This window comes from Frigoribacterium sp. UYMn621 (assembly GCF_040549525.1).
Classification (GTDB): domain Bacteria; phylum Actinomycetota; class Actinomycetes; order Actinomycetales; family Microbacteriaceae; genus Lacisediminihabitans.
In genome coordinates, this window is record NZ_JBEPTM010000003.1 from 183,585 (window position 1) to 199,562 (window position 15,978).

At 66.6% G+C, this 15,978-nt stretch carries 17 protein-coding genes; 9 read left to right on the forward strand and 8 right to left on the reverse strand.

Annotation, left to right across the window (positions count from 1 at the left end; genetic code table 11):
- Positions 1 to 37: 37 nt before the first annotated feature.
- Positions 38 to 2,788 carry a cation-translocating P-type ATPase gene (locus ABIB54_RS07170; protein ID WP_354574829.1) on the forward strand — a complete coding sequence of 917 codons (2,751 nt, stop codon included), beginning with the start codon at positions 38 to 40 and terminating at the stop codon, positions 2,786 to 2,788.
- Positions 2,789 to 2,902: 114 nt separating this feature from the next.
- The gene (locus ABIB54_RS07175) at positions 2,903 to 3,838 is read left to right on the forward strand and encodes an NADP-dependent oxidoreductase (RefSeq protein WP_354574830.1); all 936 of its coding nucleotides are present in this window, start codon (positions 2,903 to 2,905) and stop codon (positions 3,836 to 3,838) included.
- 9 nt (positions 3,839 to 3,847) lie between these two features.
- Here ABIB54_RS07175 and ABIB54_RS07180 read toward each other — a convergent pair whose 3' ends face one another.
- Positions 3,848 to 4,765 carry a hypothetical protein gene (locus ABIB54_RS07180; RefSeq protein ID WP_354574831.1) on the reverse strand — a complete coding sequence of 306 codons (918 nt, stop codon included), beginning with the start codon at positions 4,763 to 4,765 and terminating at the stop codon, positions 3,848 to 3,850.
- A 205-nt stretch (positions 4,766 to 4,970) separates the two neighbouring features.
- Between ABIB54_RS07180 and ABIB54_RS07185 the strand changes: the two genes are divergently transcribed.
- From ABIB54_RS07185 to ABIB54_RS07210, 6 genes are all read left to right on the forward strand, one after another.
- Positions 4,971 to 5,450 carry an SRPBCC family protein gene (locus ABIB54_RS07185; protein ID WP_354574832.1) on the forward strand — a complete coding sequence of 160 codons (480 nt, stop codon included), beginning with the start codon at positions 4,971 to 4,973 and terminating at the stop codon, positions 5,448 to 5,450.
- 34 nt (positions 5,451 to 5,484) lie between these two features.
- Positions 5,485 to 6,801 (forward strand): MATE family efflux transporter, encoded by a 1,317-nt coding sequence (locus tag ABIB54_RS07190; RefSeq protein ID WP_354574833.1) that lies wholly within the window; start codon positions 5,485 to 5,487, stop codon positions 6,799 to 6,801.
- 63 nt (positions 6,802 to 6,864) lie between these two features.
- Positions 6,865 to 7,644: an alpha/beta fold hydrolase gene (locus tag ABIB54_RS07195; RefSeq protein ID WP_354574834.1), complete on the forward strand. Its 780-nt coding sequence runs from the start codon at positions 6,865 to 6,867 to the stop codon at positions 7,642 to 7,644.
- A 96-nt stretch (positions 7,645 to 7,740) separates the two neighbouring features.
- Positions 7,741 to 8,772, forward strand: coding sequence for an NADPH:quinone reductase (locus ABIB54_RS07200; protein ID WP_354574835.1), 1,032 nt, complete (start codon positions 7,741 to 7,743; stop codon positions 8,770 to 8,772).
- Between the two features lie 112 nt (positions 8,773 to 8,884).
- On the forward strand, positions 8,885 to 9,724 hold the full coding sequence (locus ABIB54_RS07205; protein ID WP_354574836.1) for an aldo/keto reductase: 840 nt from the start codon (positions 8,885 to 8,887) through the stop codon (positions 9,722 to 9,724).
- Between the two features lie 2 nt (positions 9,725 to 9,726).
- Positions 9,727 to 10,569, forward strand: coding sequence for a patatin-like phospholipase family protein (locus ABIB54_RS07210; RefSeq protein WP_354574837.1), 843 nt, complete (start codon positions 9,727 to 9,729; stop codon positions 10,567 to 10,569).
- Between the two features lie 148 nt (positions 10,570 to 10,717).
- On the opposite strand, the gene ABIB54_RS07215 is transcribed toward ABIB54_RS07210, so the two are convergent.
- The 5 genes from ABIB54_RS07215 to ABIB54_RS07235 all read right to left on the reverse strand — a co-directional run bounded on the left by ABIB54_RS07215 (position 10,718) and on the right by ABIB54_RS07235 (position 14,436).
- Positions 10,718 to 11,683, reverse strand: a complete 966-nt coding sequence (locus tag ABIB54_RS07215) for a bacteriorhodopsin (protein WP_354574838.1) — start codon at positions 11,681 to 11,683, stop codon at positions 10,718 to 10,720.
- An 88-nt stretch (positions 11,684 to 11,771) separates the two neighbouring features.
- Complete coding sequence (locus tag ABIB54_RS07220; RefSeq protein ID WP_354574839.1) at positions 11,772 to 12,086, reverse strand: DUF7882 family protein; 315 nt, start codon at positions 12,084 to 12,086, stop codon at positions 11,772 to 11,774.
- Positions 12,087 to 12,157: 71 nt separating this feature from the next.
- Positions 12,158 to 13,648 (reverse strand): DHA2 family efflux MFS transporter permease subunit, encoded by a 1,491-nt coding sequence (locus tag ABIB54_RS07225; RefSeq protein WP_354574840.1) that lies wholly within the window; start codon positions 13,646 to 13,648, stop codon positions 12,158 to 12,160.
- A 196-nt stretch (positions 13,649 to 13,844) separates the two neighbouring features.
- Positions 13,845 to 14,072: a three-helix bundle dimerization domain-containing protein gene (locus tag ABIB54_RS07230; protein ID WP_354574841.1), complete on the reverse strand. Its 228-nt coding sequence runs from the start codon at positions 14,070 to 14,072 to the stop codon at positions 13,845 to 13,847.
- 124 nt (positions 14,073 to 14,196) lie between these two features.
- Positions 14,197 to 14,436, reverse strand: a complete 240-nt coding sequence (locus ABIB54_RS07235; protein ID WP_354574842.1) for a three-helix bundle dimerization domain-containing protein — start codon at positions 14,434 to 14,436, stop codon at positions 14,197 to 14,199.
- 152 nt (positions 14,437 to 14,588) lie between these two features.
- Here ABIB54_RS07235 and ABIB54_RS07240 point away from each other — a divergent pair, with 152 nt between their 5' ends.
- Positions 14,589 to 14,816: a hypothetical protein gene (locus tag ABIB54_RS07240; protein WP_354574843.1), complete on the forward strand. Its 228-nt coding sequence runs from the start codon at positions 14,589 to 14,591 to the stop codon at positions 14,814 to 14,816.
- A gap of 24 nt (positions 14,817 to 14,840) precedes the next feature.
- On the opposite strand, the gene ABIB54_RS07245 is transcribed toward ABIB54_RS07240, so the two are convergent.
- Positions 14,841 to 15,053, reverse strand: a complete 213-nt coding sequence (locus ABIB54_RS07245) for a hypothetical protein (protein ID WP_354574844.1) — start codon at positions 15,051 to 15,053, stop codon at positions 14,841 to 14,843.
- Positions 15,050 to 15,973, reverse strand: a complete 924-nt coding sequence (locus ABIB54_RS07250; RefSeq protein ID WP_354574845.1) for a hypothetical protein — start codon at positions 15,971 to 15,973, stop codon at positions 15,050 to 15,052. Before ABIB54_RS07250 ends, ABIB54_RS07245 begins: the two co-directional genes overlap by 4 nt.
- Between the last annotated feature and the right edge of the window lie 5 nt (positions 15,974 to 15,978).

Consider the following 15,978-nt stretch of genomic DNA (forward strand, 5'->3'; position numbering starts at 1 on the left):
TGGAATCGTCGAAGGCCAGCGCAGCGCGACCGACGAGATGACAGTCTCAGCGGGCGCCTATCTCGACACCGTCGACGCGGTCATCGGCGAGTTCGAGACCAGGCCGACCGGGCTCAGTACCGAAGAGGTGGCTTCTCACCGGTTGCGGTTCGGCAGCAACGTCATCGTCGAGCTCACGAAGGAATCGGGACTCCGACACTACCTGCGCCAGTTCGCCGACTGGATGATCGTGTTGCTGTTGACGAGCGCCGCCATCACCGGGGTGCTCGGTGACCTCGGAACTGCGGCCGTGCTCGTGGGGCTCGTCGCGCTCAACACGCTGATCGGATTCGTGCAGGAGTATCGCGCGGAAAAGACGATGGAGGCGCTGGAGAGGCTCGTCGCACCCACCAGCGAGGCCTACCGCGACGGTGAACTCGCGGAGATTGAGTCGAAGAGCCTCGTGGTCGGGGACGTCGTGCGCCTCGCGGAAGGCGTGTCCGTGCCCGCGGACGTGCGACTGATCGAGGCGACCGCGTTCTCGACGAACGAGTTCGCCCTCACCGGAGAGAGCGATCCGACCCGTAAGAACGCGAATCGGATCCCGCACGAAGTGCCGGTGGCCGATCGTCACAACATGGCGTTCGCGGGAACGACGGTGGCCACCGGCCAGGCCTTCGCCGTGGTCGTCGCCACGGGGCTGCAGACCGAACTGGGTCGGATCGCCCGACTGAGCCAGTCGGCTCCGACCACCCGGAGCCCGCTGCAGCTCGAGACCTCCAACATCGCCAAGTACGTGAGCTTCGGGGTCGGCGCCGTCTCGATAGTCGTGCTGGTGATCGCCGTGCGGGCCGACCTTCCGATCAAGGAGGCCATGCTCTTCGCCGTCGGATTCGCCTGTGCCCTCATTCCCCAGGGTCTTCCGGCAGAAGTGAACACCGCCCTCGCGTCCGCGGCGGGCGCTCTCGCCAAACGGAACGCCCTGGTGAAGCGTCTCAGCTCCGTGGAGACGCTCGGAGCGACCCATGTGATCTGCACCGATAAAACGGGTACGCTCACCCGGAACGAGATGACGGTGACCGAAATCGTGATCGGGACGATGCCCTATAGCGTCACCGGGATCGGGTACGACCCGACCGGACGGATAGAGCCGGAGACAGCGGATGCGGATCACCGGTTGCGCGACTTCCTCGCCGTTGGGGTGCTCGCGAGCAACGCGCGGCTGGTGCCACCGGGCGACGACGTCCGGCACTGGCACGTGGTGGGCGATCCGACCGAGGGGGCGCTGCTCGTGGCAGCAGACAAGGCCGGCATGGACCGCGCGGCCCTGCTCGCCGGCACCGTCGAGATCGGCGAACTGCCCTTCGACTCGACGCGCAAACTGATGACCTCGATGCGCCGTGACGCCGGGGGCGCGGTCACGGCCTGGGTGAAGGGCGCACCGGAGAGCATCCTCTCCCGGTGTTCGACGATCGACGACGGCACGCGGATACGACCCATCACCGCGGAGGATAGTGCCGCTCTTCTCGCGCTCCACACCGAGAAGGCGGGTCGAGCTCTGCGCAACCTGGCGTTCGCCCGGCGGTCGATCACGGCTGTCGAAGCCGCGAGCGCCGAGCTCGCGGTGATCGAGAAAGATCTCACGATGCTCGGCCTGGTGTCCATGATCGATCCGATCCGCACTACCGTGCCGGACGCTATGACTGCTGTGCTCGCCGCCGGCGTGAAGGTCAACATCGTCACTGGCGATTTCTCCCTCACCGCCGCCGCGATCGCCCGGCAGGCCGGTCTCGTCGGGGACGACGGACTCGTCATCGTGACCGGCACCGAACTCGCGACGATGCCCGACGCCGAGGTCCTCGCCCACGCCCTGCGCGGGGGAACGGTATTCAGTCGGGTCGCTCCGGAAGACAAGGTGCTCATCGTCGACCTCGTGAAGGACTCGGGGTACATCGTGGCGGTCACCGGGGACGGGATCAACGACGCCCCCGCGCTGCGCCATGCGAACATCGGCGTCGCGATGGGGGAGTCGGGAACGGATGTGGCGAAGCAGGCGGCCGAGATCGTGCTGCTCGACGACAGTTTTGCGACCCTGGTCGGTGCCGTCCGCCAGGGGCGCACCATCTACCGCAACATCAGCAAGGGCGTGCTCAGCTGCCTCACCTCCAACGTCGCGGAGTTCGTCGTCAACTCCGTGAGCCTCGGTCTCACCTCCCTCTACGGTGTGCCCCTCGCGCTCAACGTGCTGCAGATCCTGGCCATCGACCTCTTGGGCGAGATCTTTCCGATCGCCGCTCTCGGGCGGGATCCGGAGGAGGGCGAGACGATGAAGGAGGCCCCGCGAGACCCGCGCGCACGCATCCTCAATGGCCGGTCGCTCTGGGACCTCGCGTGGTGTGGAGCGCTCATCGGAGGTTTCTCGATCGTGAACTACCTGCTCTTCTACCAGCGCAGCGGGGTCGACCCGTTCGTCGGCTCGGTGCCGTCGGCCGTCCTCGCACCGGCCATGTCCATCAGTTACGCGACGATCATGGTCTGCCAGCTCGTGAGCATCATCCAGCGCCGCAGTATCCACGGATTCTTCACGCGCTACCAGTTCTCCAACCGCACCTTCTGGCTTGCCATAGCGCTCGCCATCGGCATCATGGGCGTCATCCTGTACGTGCCGCTGGTCGCTGGCTTCTTCGGCACGGCACCCCTCGGAGCGGTCGACTGGGCCTTCGTCGGCACGGCCGCCGTCATCTTCCTCGGAATCCGCGAGGGTGCGAGGCTTCTCGCTCGCGATCGATCCCGCACGAGGATCCGCTAGCCCCACGCTCTGATCTTGCGCTGGCGACGATGGATTGGGGCCTCTCGCGGACTGACTCCTCGCGACGGCGCTAACCTGATGTTTTCCCAACCCTGACGCGAGGGAGGCGTAGCCGTGGACCAGCACTGGGTCGCAACAGACTTCGGGGGGCTCGATGTCTTCCGCCTCGACGGGGTGGAGGTCGCCCCTCCCGCACCCGGGCAGGTGACGATCTCGGTGCGTGCTGCCGGCATGAATCCCGCCGACTTCAAGCACATCGCGCGCGGTTCCGATCGCTCGCTCCTGCCGATCGCGGTCGGGTACGAGGTGGCGGGGGTCATCAGCGCGATCGGCCCGGACACCACCCTCGCGTCCGGTGGCGGCGCTGTGGGCGACGAGGTGATCGCGTTCCGGGTGCAGGGCGGATACGCCACCGCAATCACCGTCGACGCGAGGAACGTGTTCGCGAAACCCCCCTCGCTGGGATTCCCGGAAGCGGCGAACCTGTTGCTTGCGGCCACCACCGCCTCCGAGATGTTGCACGTCACCGGAGTCACCGCCGGCGACACCATGCTGGTGCACGGCGCATCCGGCGCGGTGGGGGTCAGTGTGATCCAGCTGGCGAGACTGCTCGGGGCACGCGTGATTGGCACGGCCAGTGAGGGCAGCTTCCCGGTGCTCGAGCGGTTCGGCGCCGAGCCGGTCGCCTACGGCGAGGGTCTCGAAGAGCGTGTCCGGCGCCTGGCCCCCGAGGGCATCGCCGCCGCGCTCGACACCGTCGGCACTGATGAGGCGGTGGATGTCTCGCTCGCCCTTGTCACGGACCGCGGCAGGATCGTCACGATCGCCGCCATGCAGCGGGCAGAGGGTGACGGCATCCGGGTGATCATGGGTGCGATTCCGGCGAGCGCCTCCTATCGCGATGCCGTGCGCGCGGAGTTGATCGCGCTGGCCGGGGAGGGAAAGCTCGTGGTGCCGATGGCGAGGACATTCCCGCTCTCCGAGGCGATCGACGCCCTCACGCTGCTCTCGGCCGGGCATCCGGGCGGCAAGCTCGCCCTCATCCCCTAGCCTAAAATCTCAGGGAATGCTCGCGCTGGACAGGAACTCTTGGGGAAGATCCTGGATGAAGGGGCTCGCCAGCACGCCGCTGACCGTTTTACCGCTGTCCGGGGGACGAATGTCCACAGTTCCGTCTTCGTTGATGGAGAAATCTCCACTAACTTCAGCATAGAAATTTGCGGGAGTTCGTTCCCGGAACGCGCGAAGATCTGCCGGTGCGTCACTGATGCTTCCCCGATACTCGCCATTGTCGGCGGTTGCGGGGGTTCGAAAAGTGGTGTCGCCGCACGCCCGATTGATGCCGATGAGGTATCCGCGGTTGCCGTTTCCGCTTCGCGGCTGATCTCTCGAGACCTCGATGAGCTGGCCGAGGCTGCCGCCAGTGCCTCCGTCGAGGTAGAACAATGGCCGGTCGTTCTGAGCCCCATCCCCGGAAGTCGATTGTTCCGCTCGGGAGATCGGCTTCGCCATCAGCGTGACCCGGGTTTGTGACGGGGTGGTGAAGCTCGGGGCGAGAGAGGGATCGCACACCAGGACCGAGAACAGCGCGATCGTGTTGTCTGGGCTGACGAGGACAGTGGCGGCATAGCTTCCGCTAACGAAGAGTTGCTGGCTCCATTCGGGGGCAGCCGGGATCACGCGTTTGGCAATCGGGGTCCCGGCTGCCTCGATCACCTTCGCCACCGGGTATCCCGTGTGGACGGACAGCAGAGGCTCCGTCGTTGGCGGCGTTGTGGTCGGGCTCGAGGCGGAGCTCGTCCCTGTTGCTCTCGGAGTTGCCGACGTCGGTGTCGCCGCATTGAGTCGATCGACAAGGAAGAACGCGAACCCGGCGATGGTGACGACGCTCGCGATCGCGCCGAGTATTGCACCGACAGGTACTCGCCGGGGTGCCGTCGCTTGCCCAGCGGGCAGGCGAGATTTCGAGTCAGTCATGGAAACGCTCCATCGAAAGGCGATACTGCGTGCGGGTTTCCACATCTTTGCAGTCCGGGGCATCCCGACGCTATCGCCTCCACGTAAATTTGCTTGGGCAAGCGTGTGTTAGTCCCGTAGCGTGGCAACCGCGTCTCCCCGCACCAGACACGCCCGCAGGCTGTTCGCTCGGAATCATCTGACACGATCAGGAAAGAGGTACTGAATGTCCGGACGAAGCGCCACCGCCGTCACTGAACTTCTCGCCACAGCCACCATCGATCACTCGTGGGATGTCGCGACGATGCACACGCCGGTCGGCCTCTACCCGCGGGCCGGCCTGCTGCCTGCCGTGATCGAGGTTCGCGACCAGACCGGCGACTGGGATGGTGTCGGTCAGACACGGCAGCTCATGCTCTCCGACGGCGGAAGCGTGATCGAGCACACGACGAACGTGGATCGGCTCGAATTCTTCGCCTACAACCTCACCGACTTCCAGAAGATCTTCGGTGTGATGGTGGAGAGCGCCCGCGCGGAATGGACCTTCACCGAGGCGCCCAACGGCACTCTCATCCGGTGGCGCTACACCTTCCATTCGAAGGCGGGATACGGCCTGCCGCTCGCCGCGATCATCAAGTTCCTCTGGGGCCCGTACATGGCGCGTGTGCTCCCGGGTATCGTCGCGGAGATCGAGCGCTCGCGCTGATCTCCGCCTCTCCCACCGCCCCTAGGCTGGCGGGGTGAGAGTCCCCCCGCTCGACCGCGAGATCCTGCGCCTCGCTCTCCCCACCCTTGCTGCGCTCGTCGCTGAGCCCCTCTTCCTTCTCGTGGACACCGCCCTCGTCGGACATCTCGGCAGAGTGCCCCTCGCGGCCCTCGGCATCGCGAGCGTCGTGCTGCAGACCGCTGTCGGCCTTCTCGTCTTCCTCGCCTACGCGACCACCCCGGCGGTCGCGCGACTGCTCGGCGCCGGAGACCGCCGGGCAGCGGTGCGCGCGGGAGTGGATGGCGCGTGGCTCGCCCTCGCGGTGGGTTCCGTGCTACTCGTGGCGGGGCTGGTCTTCGCCCCCGCGGTCATCTCGGCCTTCGGTGTCGCCCCGGATGTCTCGGCCGCGGCACTGCGCTACCTCGAGATCTCGGTCTGGGGACTCCCCCCGATGCTGTTCGTGCTCGCCGCCACCGGACTGCTTCGCGGCCTTCAAGACACCCGCACCCCGCTGGCGATCGTGACCCTCGGTTTCGCGGCCAACGCCATCCTCAACTCCTTCTTCATCTACGGACTCGGCTGGGGCATCGCCGGTTCGGCCGCGGGTACCGTTCTGGCCCAGTGGGGGATGGCGGTGCTCTTCGCCGTCTCGGTGGTGCGAGCCGCCAGGGCGATCGGAGCGCGGCTCAGGCCCGGGATTGCCGGACTGTCCGTTGCCGCGGCATCCGGGGGCTGGCTGCTATTGCGCACCGCTTCGCTGCGAGCGGCGATGCTCGCGACGGTTTTCGCGGCGAGCGTGGTCGGAGTGACAGCGCTCGCGACCCTTCAGGTGGCGCTCGTGGTGTTCTCCCTGCTCGCCTTCGCGCTCGATTCGCTCGCGATCGCGGGGCAGGCGATGATCGGGCATGGCCTCGGAGCGGCCCGGGTCGACCGGGTGAGGCTCGTGACCGCCCGCCTGGTGCGCTTCGGTGTGATCTCCGGCCTGCTGATCGGAGCCGTGATCGCCGCTGTATCGCCGGTGCTCCCACGGGTCTTCACGAGCGATGACGCTGTGCTTCGGGCGCTGTTGCCCGTGCTCCTGGTGATGGCCGCGGGAGTGCCGCTCGCGGGCTTCGTCTTCGTGCTGGACGGGGTGTTGATCGGGGCAGGGGACGGGCGGTATCTCGCGCTCAGTGGAATCCTCACCCTTGCCGTGTACCTTCCGCTGCTCGTGCTGGCCGGCCAGCAGCACAGTGCGCTTGCGGTGTGGTCGGTGTTCGGCCTCGGCTACATCGGGGCACGGGCGCTGGCGCTCGGGCTGCGGGTGCGGGGCACTGCCTGGCTGGGCAGACCGGCTCCCGCGCTCCAGTAGAGGCTTGACTCGACGTCGACGCTACTGCGAGTGTTGCAGCGGAAAACAGCCGAGGGAGCGTCAATGCCTGAGTTCGCGGAATCCGCCGATGGCACGTCCATCGCCTTCGACAGGGTGGGCACGGGGCCGGCCCTCGTGGTCGTGGGCGGGGCATTCAACACGCGGCTTTCGCCGTATCCGCTCGTGACCCTGCTGTCCGAACGATTCACCGTGTACAGCTACGACCGGCGCGGTCGGGGGGACAGCGGCTCGGCAGTCGACGAGACTGACAGCGTCACGCGGGAGGTGGAGGATCTTGCCGCGGTGGTCGCGGCAGCGGGTGGTTCCGCCAGGGTCTACGGTCACTCCTCGGGGGCGATTATCGCCCTCGAGGCGGCGATCGCTGGCGTGCCGCTGACGAGCATCGCTGTCTACGAGCCGCCGTACTCCTTCGATCCGCAACATCCGGAACCGGGGGATGACTTCGGATTCCCGGCGGCGATCGCCGCGGGGGATCGGGATGCGGCGGCTCGTGCCTTCCTGCAGATCACCGGAATGCCCGCCGGTGCCGTTGCCGGAATGACGGCTGCGCCGTGGTGGGGCGGCTTGGTCTCGACCGCCCTCACGCTTCCCCACGACATCGCGCTCACGGGCGACGGACGGATTCCCGAGCGACGACTGGCCGCGGTCGAGGCTCCCGTGCTGGCGATGGATGGTGGCAGCAGCCCGGAGTGGGCCGCTCGTGCGGCGATAGGCATCGCGTCCGCGGTCGGGCACGGCACGCGTCTCACCGTCGATGGCCAGAACCATGCGGTCGACCAGACGGTACTCGCACCGATCCTCTCCGGGTTCTTCAGCTCCTAGCCATCCTTCAGCTCCCAGCCAGAGGCAAGCGGTGGCGATACCGGGAAGCGTCGATGCGACGCGAGGTCGTCGGTGGCGCGTAGCGTTGGTTCCACCATGAAAGCAATCGTCTATAGCGAAACCGGCGCCCCCTCCGTTCTTCGGCTCGTGCAGCGGGCCCTCCCCGAACCCGAAGCCGGGGAGGTGCGGATTCGAGTCGTCGTCTCCGGCGTGAACCCCACGGACTGGAAGTCCCGCCGGGGGGCGAAGCCGGGGGAGGCGCTCGACTTCGCGGAGGTCGTGCCGAACCAGGACGGCGCCGGGGTCATCGACGCTGTGGGTGCCGGCGTGCACAAGTTCGCCGTGGGGGACAGGGTCTGGACGGCGATCGCGGCCTTCCAGAGCGCCAGCGGAGGAACAGCGCAGGAGTTCTGCGTGCTGCCGGAGAACCGTGTCTACCCGCTTCCGGATGCCGCCAGCTTCGATGTCGGTGCCACTCTCGGGGTGCCCGCCATGACCGCTCATCGTGCTCTCACCGTTGCCGAGGACGGTCCCTCCCGGCTCTCACCGGGTGCGCTCTCCGGGAAGACCGTCCTGGTCGCCGGTGGAGCAGGAGCCGTCGGGCACGCCGCCATCCAACTGGCCCGCTGGGCCGGGGCAACCGTCCTCACGACCATCAGCTCCCCGGTCAAAGCGACGCTCGCCGCCGCGGCTGGCGCCCACCACGTGGTGAACTACCGCGAATCGGACGCCGCGCTCGAGATCCGCCGACTCGCGCCGGACGGAGTAGACCTGATCGTCGAGGTCGCCCCCGACGCGAATGCAGAGCTCGACGGCAGGGTGATCCGCAATCGTGGCTCGATCGCCGTCTATGCGAGCACCGGTGAGCCACTGGTGCTGGACATCCGGGTGCTCATGACACTCAACGTGCGCTACCAGTTCCAGTTGCTGTACACGCAGGGGCAGGATGTGCGGGATGCTGCCGCCGAGGACATCAACGCGGCCATCGTCGACGGCGCACTTCCCATCGGGGATGATGCCGGGCTGCCGCTGCACCGGTTCTCGCTCGCCGACACCGGCCTCGCGCACGCCGCGGTGGAGGGCGACGTCGTGGGCAAAGTACTCATCGATGTCGAAAGCGGCAGCTGATTCCAGCCTGAGCGCGAATTGCTCGATTTCTGGGTAATCGCTGGGCATACTCGGCGCACGCTCGATGTTGGCCTCCAATGGAAATGCAACGAAAAGCTAGGAGATACACACAATGACCCATGTCCCCACCATCACCCTGAACAACGGGGTAGCCATCCCGCAGCTCGGATTCGGCACGTACCAGATCACCCCGGATGACGCGAAGCAGGCCACCCTCGATGCCCTCGAGGTCGGGTACCGCCACATCGACACCGCCGAGATGTACGGCAACGAGAAGCAGGTCGGCGAAGCGGTGGCGGCATCCGGCATCGACCGCTCCGAGATCTTCGTGACCAGCAAGCTCAACAACGGATTCCACGCGCGGGATGCCGCACTCACCGCTTTCGACGGCACCCTCGACGCCCTCGGCTTCGACTACCTGGACCTGTTCCTCATCCACTGGCCGCTGCCGACGATCGGCGACTTCGTCGAAACGTGGAAGGCGATGCAGGAGATGTACGAGTCGGGACGCGTCAAGGCGATCGGCGTCTCCAACTTCCAGCAGGCGCACCTGCAACGACTGTTCGACGAGACGAGCATCGTGCCCGCCGTCAACCAGATCGAGGTTCACCCCTACCTCGTGCAGGACGACCTCCGCGCCTTCGGCGAGGCACACGGCATCGCGACCGAGGCCTGGTCACCCATCGCCCAGGGCAAGGTGCTCGATGACGAGGTCATCGTCTCGATCGCCGAGAAGGTCGGCAAGACTCCCGCGCAGGTCACCCTTCGCTGGCACATCCAGCGCGGCGACATCGTCTTCCCCAAGTCGGTGACCCGCTCCCGTGTCGAGGAGAACTTCGCGCTCTTCGACTTCGAGCTGTCGGACGATGACATCCAGTCGATCACCGAGCTCGATCGCAACGAGCGCACCGGGCCAGACCCCGACACCTTCGACTACGTGCCGAAGGCGTGACCGTGGGAGCACTCGTTCTTGCCGGTGGCGGCATCGCCGGAATCGCGTGGGAGGTGGGCGTGCTCCTCGGTATCGAGGAGCAGCAGCCCGCCGCTGCCGCGCGGCTCTTCGCCGCCGATTCCACCTTCGTTGGAACCTCTGCGGGCTCGGTCGTGGCTTCGCAGGTCGCCGGGGGCGTACCCCTTCGCACGCTGTTCGAGCAGCAGCTCGAGCAGCACAGCGCGGAAGTGGGCGCCTCTTTCGATGTGCAGGAGTTCCAGGAGACCCTCGCGCGTCTTCTCGAGGGGGTCACCTCCGCCGAGGAGGGACGTCGTCGGGTCGGCAGGTTCGCCCTGGATGCCGTTACCGTGTCGGCCGGCGATCGCCGCGCGGTCATCGGCGCGCGTCTGATCGCGAAGGATTGGCCAGAACGGCGCCTGCTGGTGACCGCGGTGAACGCCCACACGGGGGAACTGCGTGTCTTCGACCGGGATTCCGGTGTCGACCTGATCGACGCCGTCTCCGCGAGTTGCGCCGTTCCCGGGATCTGGCCGACCGTCGAGATCGACGCCCAGCGCTACACCGACGGGGGAGTGCGCACGATCGCGAATTCCGACCTCGCCGCAGGCTCGGACCCGGTGCTGATCCTCGCTCCTCTCGCCGAGGCGAACGTGCCCGTGGCCATCCCGGCCCACGAGCTGGCCGCGCTTGCGCCCGCGAGAGTGCACGTCGTCGGCGCGGATGAGGCATCGCTCGTGGCATTCGGCAACAATCCCCTCGACCCCGCAACGGCATCCGTCTCGGCGCTGGCGGGCCGAGAACAGGGGCGGCGCGTCGCCGCGGAGATCGCGGCGTTCATCGGCTAGTTTCTCCGCCCCTTTTCTCTGTGGCGAGATGCGAAAAGTTCACCAGCATCCTCGGTTGCAACAGGCTCAGCGTTCCCGAGACGGAAACGAAGAGGAGACTCTAGAGTCGGCCTCGTGACAGTGGCGAAGGGGCGGCGGTACCGCCGGTTCAGTCGTCCAGGTCTGGCAGTTCCAGATCCGCTGCCGCGGCGACCGCGGTGTTCAACGGTGGCCTGCTTCGACGGGGATGGATGATCGCCTCGTCGGCGAGGTAGACCTCCCGAGCCGCGCCCGCGTCGGACTGTTTGACCGATGAGATCCAGATGGATTCGGGGTGCACGTCGTCACCCGATCGCACATCTTCGGCGGTGCGCAGCTTTGCGATTCGGTGAATGAGGCCGCCGAAACCGATCTTGACCACTACATCGATGGCGCACAGCGCGATCTGCATGGTCGTGGTCCAGGCACCGCCGAAGGCGAAGATCTGAATGAGGAAGACCAGCGGATAGACCGCCCACCCTCCGAGCAGTAGCGCGGTGGCCTGGCGCAGCAGTTGCGCCGCCTCCGGGGTGAGTTCTCGTGCGGAGGCCCGCACGGTGCGAAGCAGAACAATCGTGGTGAAGATCCAGAACACGCCGCTGATCACACCCCACAGCAGGAGTTGGGCGGTGTCCTCACCGCCTCCGAAGATGAAGGTGCCGAGAAATCCACTGAAGATCATGAGGAAGGCACCGGCCCCCGCCAGCCACTGCGTTCGCCGGGCCGCCACGCCGACCAGGGTGCAGACGGCGAGCAGCTCCACGGTGAGGAGGGGCACGGTGATCGACCAGTCCATGAAACGCGGCGCGAAGGCCAGAATCGCCTCGGCATTGGGTCGATAGCCGTTGCCCGTGGCGTCATAGCCCCGCAGGAACTCCACGACGATGAGCACATAAGTGAGGCTCGCGATGATGGTGATACTCAGGCGCGCTACGACGGCGCCGCGATAACGCGAACCCACCTCATTGCGTGTCGTCCAGCTGCGCAGGAATCCCGCGAACAGTGCGAGGCCCGCGATCACCAGGAAATACAGCGACAGCAGGTATTCCGGCTGGGTGAGTGTCGCGTTCCAGGGAGCGTTGCTTGCGGAAATCATTACTCTCCAGTGTGCGCCGTGGTCGCGGCGCTACGGGAGGGCCTTGCGATCCGTCGGGAAAAATGAGAGACGGGCTGAATCGTCGATGTCATGAGCTCATCCCGCTCGGAGGTTCCGGGGTGAAGAACAGGCCGCTCGCGCTGTTGGCGGAGAGCATGAGCACTTCGATCCACTCGCGGTTGATGCTCGGGATGCGGCTGCCGGAGTAGCGGTAGAAGAGGGTGCTGCTCGGATCCAGCCAGATGGTGCTGCGTCCGCTTCCGAGCTCTGGAGCATTCACCCAGGTGAAGATGAAGCTCTCGTTGCGCCGGAGCTTGTTTGTGATCACGATCTGAAGGTGCATGAGCGCTCGATCGTCGAAAGCCACCTCGATGGTGGAATTCCCATACACCAAACTGCCCATGCTGTGTGTGTTCTCCTCGAGGTTCTGTGAGTACTGTATCCGAGGAACAGGGCGATCTCGTGCCGCGGCGATCAGTGAGAGGCGAGTTGCGCCGGTGCCTCCGGGATTTCGTCCGTGCGCTGCTTGCGCACGAAGAAAGCGGCGGGGATCGCGAAGAGCGAGATTATCGCGCCATAGGTGAAGGCGACGCGGATGCCGGCCGCCGTCGCCGACTCCGAGGAGGCTCCGGATGCCATGAGAGTGGCCGCCTGCGCCGACATCACCGTCACGAAGAGTGCGGTTCCAGCCGCGCCGGCGAGTTGTTGCACGGTGCCGACGATGGCGCTGCCGTGTGAGTACAGCTCCGGCTTGAGGGATCCGAGGCTCGCGGTGAACAGGGGAGTGAAGAGCAGGGCGAGACCGATGCTCAGGGCAACATGGGCGGCGAGCACCCACAGGAACGAACTGTTCTCGTCGAGCATCCTCATCGCCCAGAGATCGGCACTCACGATGCTCGAGCCCACGATGAGAAGCACGGTCGGGCCGACGCGGTCGTAGATGCGACCGACGATGGGGGCGAGGAGGCCCATGATCAGCCCTCCCGGAAGCAAGAGCAGGCCGACGGTGATCACCGGAACGTGCAGTACCCCGACGAGATAGAACGGCAACAACACGATGGCGCCGAACATCGCCATCATGCTGATCGCGAACATCACGATCGAGAAGGTGAAATCGCGGGTCTTGAACGTGCGAAGGTCCAGCAGGGCACGGTCGCCGCGCTGGAGGCGCACTTGGCGCAGGATGAAGCTGGCGAGGGCCACGGCACCGATCGCCAGCGGCAGCCAGGTCGCCAGTGGGGTGGTCGCGGTGCCGAGGTTGCTGAGGCCGAAGACCAGACCACCGAAACCCAGGGCGGAGAGCACGACCGAGAGCAGGTCGATGCGGGTGGCCGCCGGTTCGGTCACATTGGTGATGAGGCTCGCGCCGACGATGAGTGCGGTGATCGCGATCGGCAGCACGAGGATGAACATGAACCGCCAGTCGAGCACGCTGAGGATCAGACCCGAGATCGTCGGGCCGATGGCCGGCGCGACAGAGATGACGATCGAGATGTTGCCCATCATCTGGCCGCGGGTGGCCGCCGGAACAAGGTTCATCACGGTGGTCATCAACAGCGGGAACATGATCGCGGTTCCGCTCGCCTGAACGATGCGGGCGACGAGCAGGATTTCGAAACCGGGGGCGACCGCCGCGATCAGTGTGCCGAGCGTGAAGAGTCCCATGGCCGCGATGAAGAGCGGCCGGGTGTGGAAGCGCTGCAGCAGGAAACCCGTGATCGGGATGATGACCGCCATCGTGAGCAGGAACGCCGCCGTGAGCCACTGCGCGGCGCTCGGGGTGATGCCGAGGTCCTTGGTGAGCGTGGGAAGCGCGACGCCCATGATCGTCTCATTGAGGATCATGACGAACACGGAGATCAGCAGCAGGAAGATCACGAGGCGATTGCGCGCGCCGATCGCGGCGGCTGGTTCGCCGTGAAGGGCGGTGGATTCGGTGGATTCGGTGGAGACGGTGCTGGTCATCGTGATTCCCGTCGGAAGAGACTGATCGTTGGTGGGGCCGGCGGCGCAGGGCTGAGCGCGTGGGCCGCGGTTCCCGCGAGGTGCAGGGGAGAAGCTGGATGCTGCGGGGCCCGGGTCAGTGAGCCGAGCGATCTCTAAGAGAGCATTCTCACAGTCTGCAGTATTCCCCCGACAGGAAGAAAGGTCTGGGAACGCATCAGCGGGCCAGCGCCAAGGACGGATCGCCGGCCTCGATGCGGCGGAGTTGGTCTCTCGCGGTGCGTTCGACGAGCACCGGAACGTAGTCCCGGATCGGATTGCCGTCGAGCAATGAGCGTGTATCCGCGACCACCTGCTCGACCCGTGCGCGACCGAGGGTCGGGAACCGCTCCGCCAGCCGGTCGATGACCTTGGCGATGCCCTGGTCCTCCTGCACCTGATCCATGGGTCGATTGTTGCGCCCGGAGGCCCGGGCCGTCAACCCGCGGTGTTCAGCTGATATTCGCTCGCAGGTCACCGACGCGGGCCGCGGTGCCGACGCGACGAGCCGTCACGCGCAGGAAACTTTGTCAGGCGGCCGACACGAGCGGACGAGCATCGCGGTGTGGCGGGTGAACCTCGTGCTGCAAGCGCGATCTCGCGCCGTGTTCGACGAGATTCGGGATGTACGTGGTGATGGGGCTGCCCGACAGCGCGGCGTATTCCTCGGCGACAGTGGACGCGATGTGCTCCCGCCGGGTGGTCGGAAAACGGAGCGCGAGGCGTTCGACGATTCTTCCGACAGCGGCTTCCGTTGACAGTGGGGGCATGTCGCAAGTGTGCGCCCTGCAGCGTGGCCCGTCAATGCGCGCGGTCGGTGAACCCGCGCGATGTCTTAACCCTGCGGTCGACCGGAGTTAACGCACATCGCCTACCGTGGCGTGATCGAGGGAGCGCTCTAACGTCAGAAGGAGCACAGGACATGAATTACGCGGAGGCATTCGACCTCGTCGAGGCGGGCCAGGGGCGCTGGGATGTGCAACATCACGGCACTCTCCTGATCGCGGGACAGGTCTGGCGAACGAGTGACGGTTTCGAGCTGATGGACTGGCTCGACCGGCCCACCGGTCACTTCGACACCGTTGAGGATGCGTTGAGATTTTTGGCGAAGTCCACCCTCGGACGTTCCCGCCGCCGGGAGGCATCCTGAGCCGGATGCCTTCGCGGGTTTGGGTCAGACGAAGTCGTAGAGCCCGTCGAGCGCCCGCTCGAGGGTGGGGAAGCTGCCGATCCGCTGCGACTGGTCGTCGGTGAGCACATAGCCGGCGGGGGTGCGCGTGACGGTGCCGGCCAGCTCACCGGTGACCTGGTGCCGGATCGTCCACCGACACAGTCCGCCCGACTCCACGAGAAACCACTCGGCGTGACTCACCGTCGCCACACTCATCGGATCGCTTCGCGGCGCAGGGAGCGCGTGCGGATACTGCTGCCGGTGCCCTCGAGAATGTGAGTGAGCGTCGTGCGTGCGCTCGTCGGAAGGGTGATCACCTCGAGTGGCTCCTGCGCGCCGGCGAGCACAAGCTCGACGGGCAAGCCGGAGTCGAAGATGCGCACGCCGGCGATGGCGGCCACCGCTTCACGGACCGCAGCAGTCTCTCGCCGGTGGGGCAGATAGACGAGCGGGGAGTCCGCGGCCTCCGACCGCACCCAGCGCAGGTAGCGGTCGACGGGCATCCGGCCGTCCGTCGGCAGGGCACTGCCCATCAGCACGCGATTGCCGGGCACGGCGATCGGCCGCGCGGTGCGACGCACCCAGTCGAAACGGTGCGAGGTGACGGGGATGCGCTGGTCGCTCAGCAGCACGGTGCGCACCGCCCCGAACTCGAAGGCGGTGGCGATCTCGAGGCTGTCGCGCGCGGCGAGGGCGAGCATCCGGTCTCGGGCCAGAATGCCGAGAGTGGTGAGTGCGGCCGACTCGCGGTGGTGCGGGCGGCCGAAGCTGGTGCGGCCGACGAGGGCGTCGACGATCTCTGCGGCCTGCGATCCGTCGTCGAGAAGGGTGAGGGAGTGCGGCGGGCGCGCGGTGATGGCGAGTCGGAACTGGCCGGAGAAAGCGTCACCCACCGCCCAGGAGCGGTGGCGGGACAGCAACTGCCATGGGATGCCGAAGTAGGGCAGGCACTGTGCGAAGCGGGCACCCCGGGAGAGCAGCTCCGCGGCCGTCGCAGGCATCTGCGGGCTCGTGATGCGGAGGGCAACGACGATCCGGTGCGGTTGGGTCTCTGCCCACTCCGCAGCGGCGACCAACTGGAGCGGAGACTCGACCCAGGCGATGGCGGGAGATTGCGCGGTATCAGCCGAGCGCATCGAGG

Coding starts and splice junctions, on each gene's coding strand:
- ABIB54_RS07195 (WP_354574834.1), top strand. CDS start 6,865: ATGCCTGAGTTCGCGGAATCCGCCGATGGCACGTCCATCGCCTTCGAC.
- ABIB54_RS07180 (WP_354574831.1), bottom strand. CDS start 4,765: ATGACTGACTCGAAATCTCGCCTGCCCGCTGGGCAAGCGACGGCACCC.
- ABIB54_RS07170 (WP_354574829.1), top strand. CDS start 38: ATGACAGTCTCAGCGGGCGCCTATCTCGACACCGTCGACGCGGTCATC.
- ABIB54_RS07215 (WP_354574838.1), bottom strand. CDS start 11,683: ATGATTTCCGCAAGCAACGCTCCCTGGAACGCGACACTCACCCAGCCG.
- ABIB54_RS07245 (WP_354574844.1), bottom strand. CDS start 15,053: ATGAGTGTGGCGACGGTGAGTCACGCCGAGTGGTTTCTCGTGGAGTCG.
- ABIB54_RS07230 (WP_354574841.1), bottom strand. CDS start 14,072: ATGGATCAGGTGCAGGAGGACCAGGGCATCGCCAAGGTCATCGACCGG.
- ABIB54_RS07225 (WP_354574840.1), bottom strand. CDS start 13,648: ATGACCAGCACCGTCTCCACCGAATCCACCGAATCCACCGCCCTTCAC.
- ABIB54_RS07220 (WP_354574839.1), bottom strand. CDS start 12,086: ATGGGCAGTTTGGTGTATGGGAATTCCACCATCGAGGTGGCTTTCGAC.
- ABIB54_RS07205 (WP_354574836.1), top strand. CDS start 8,885: ATGACCCATGTCCCCACCATCACCCTGAACAACGGGGTAGCCATCCCG.
- ABIB54_RS07240 (WP_354574843.1), top strand. CDS start 14,589: ATGAATTACGCGGAGGCATTCGACCTCGTCGAGGCGGGCCAGGGGCGC.
- ABIB54_RS07200 (WP_354574835.1), top strand. CDS start 7,741: ATGAAAGCAATCGTCTATAGCGAAACCGGCGCCCCCTCCGTTCTTCGG.
- ABIB54_RS07185 (WP_354574832.1), top strand. CDS start 4,971: ATGTCCGGACGAAGCGCCACCGCCGTCACTGAACTTCTCGCCACAGCC.
- ABIB54_RS07250 (WP_354574845.1), bottom strand. CDS start 15,973: ATGCGCTCGGCTGATACCGCGCAATCTCCCGCCATCGCCTGGGTCGAG.
- ABIB54_RS07235 (WP_354574842.1), bottom strand. CDS start 14,436: ATGCCCCCACTGTCAACGGAAGCCGCTGTCGGAAGAATCGTCGAACGC.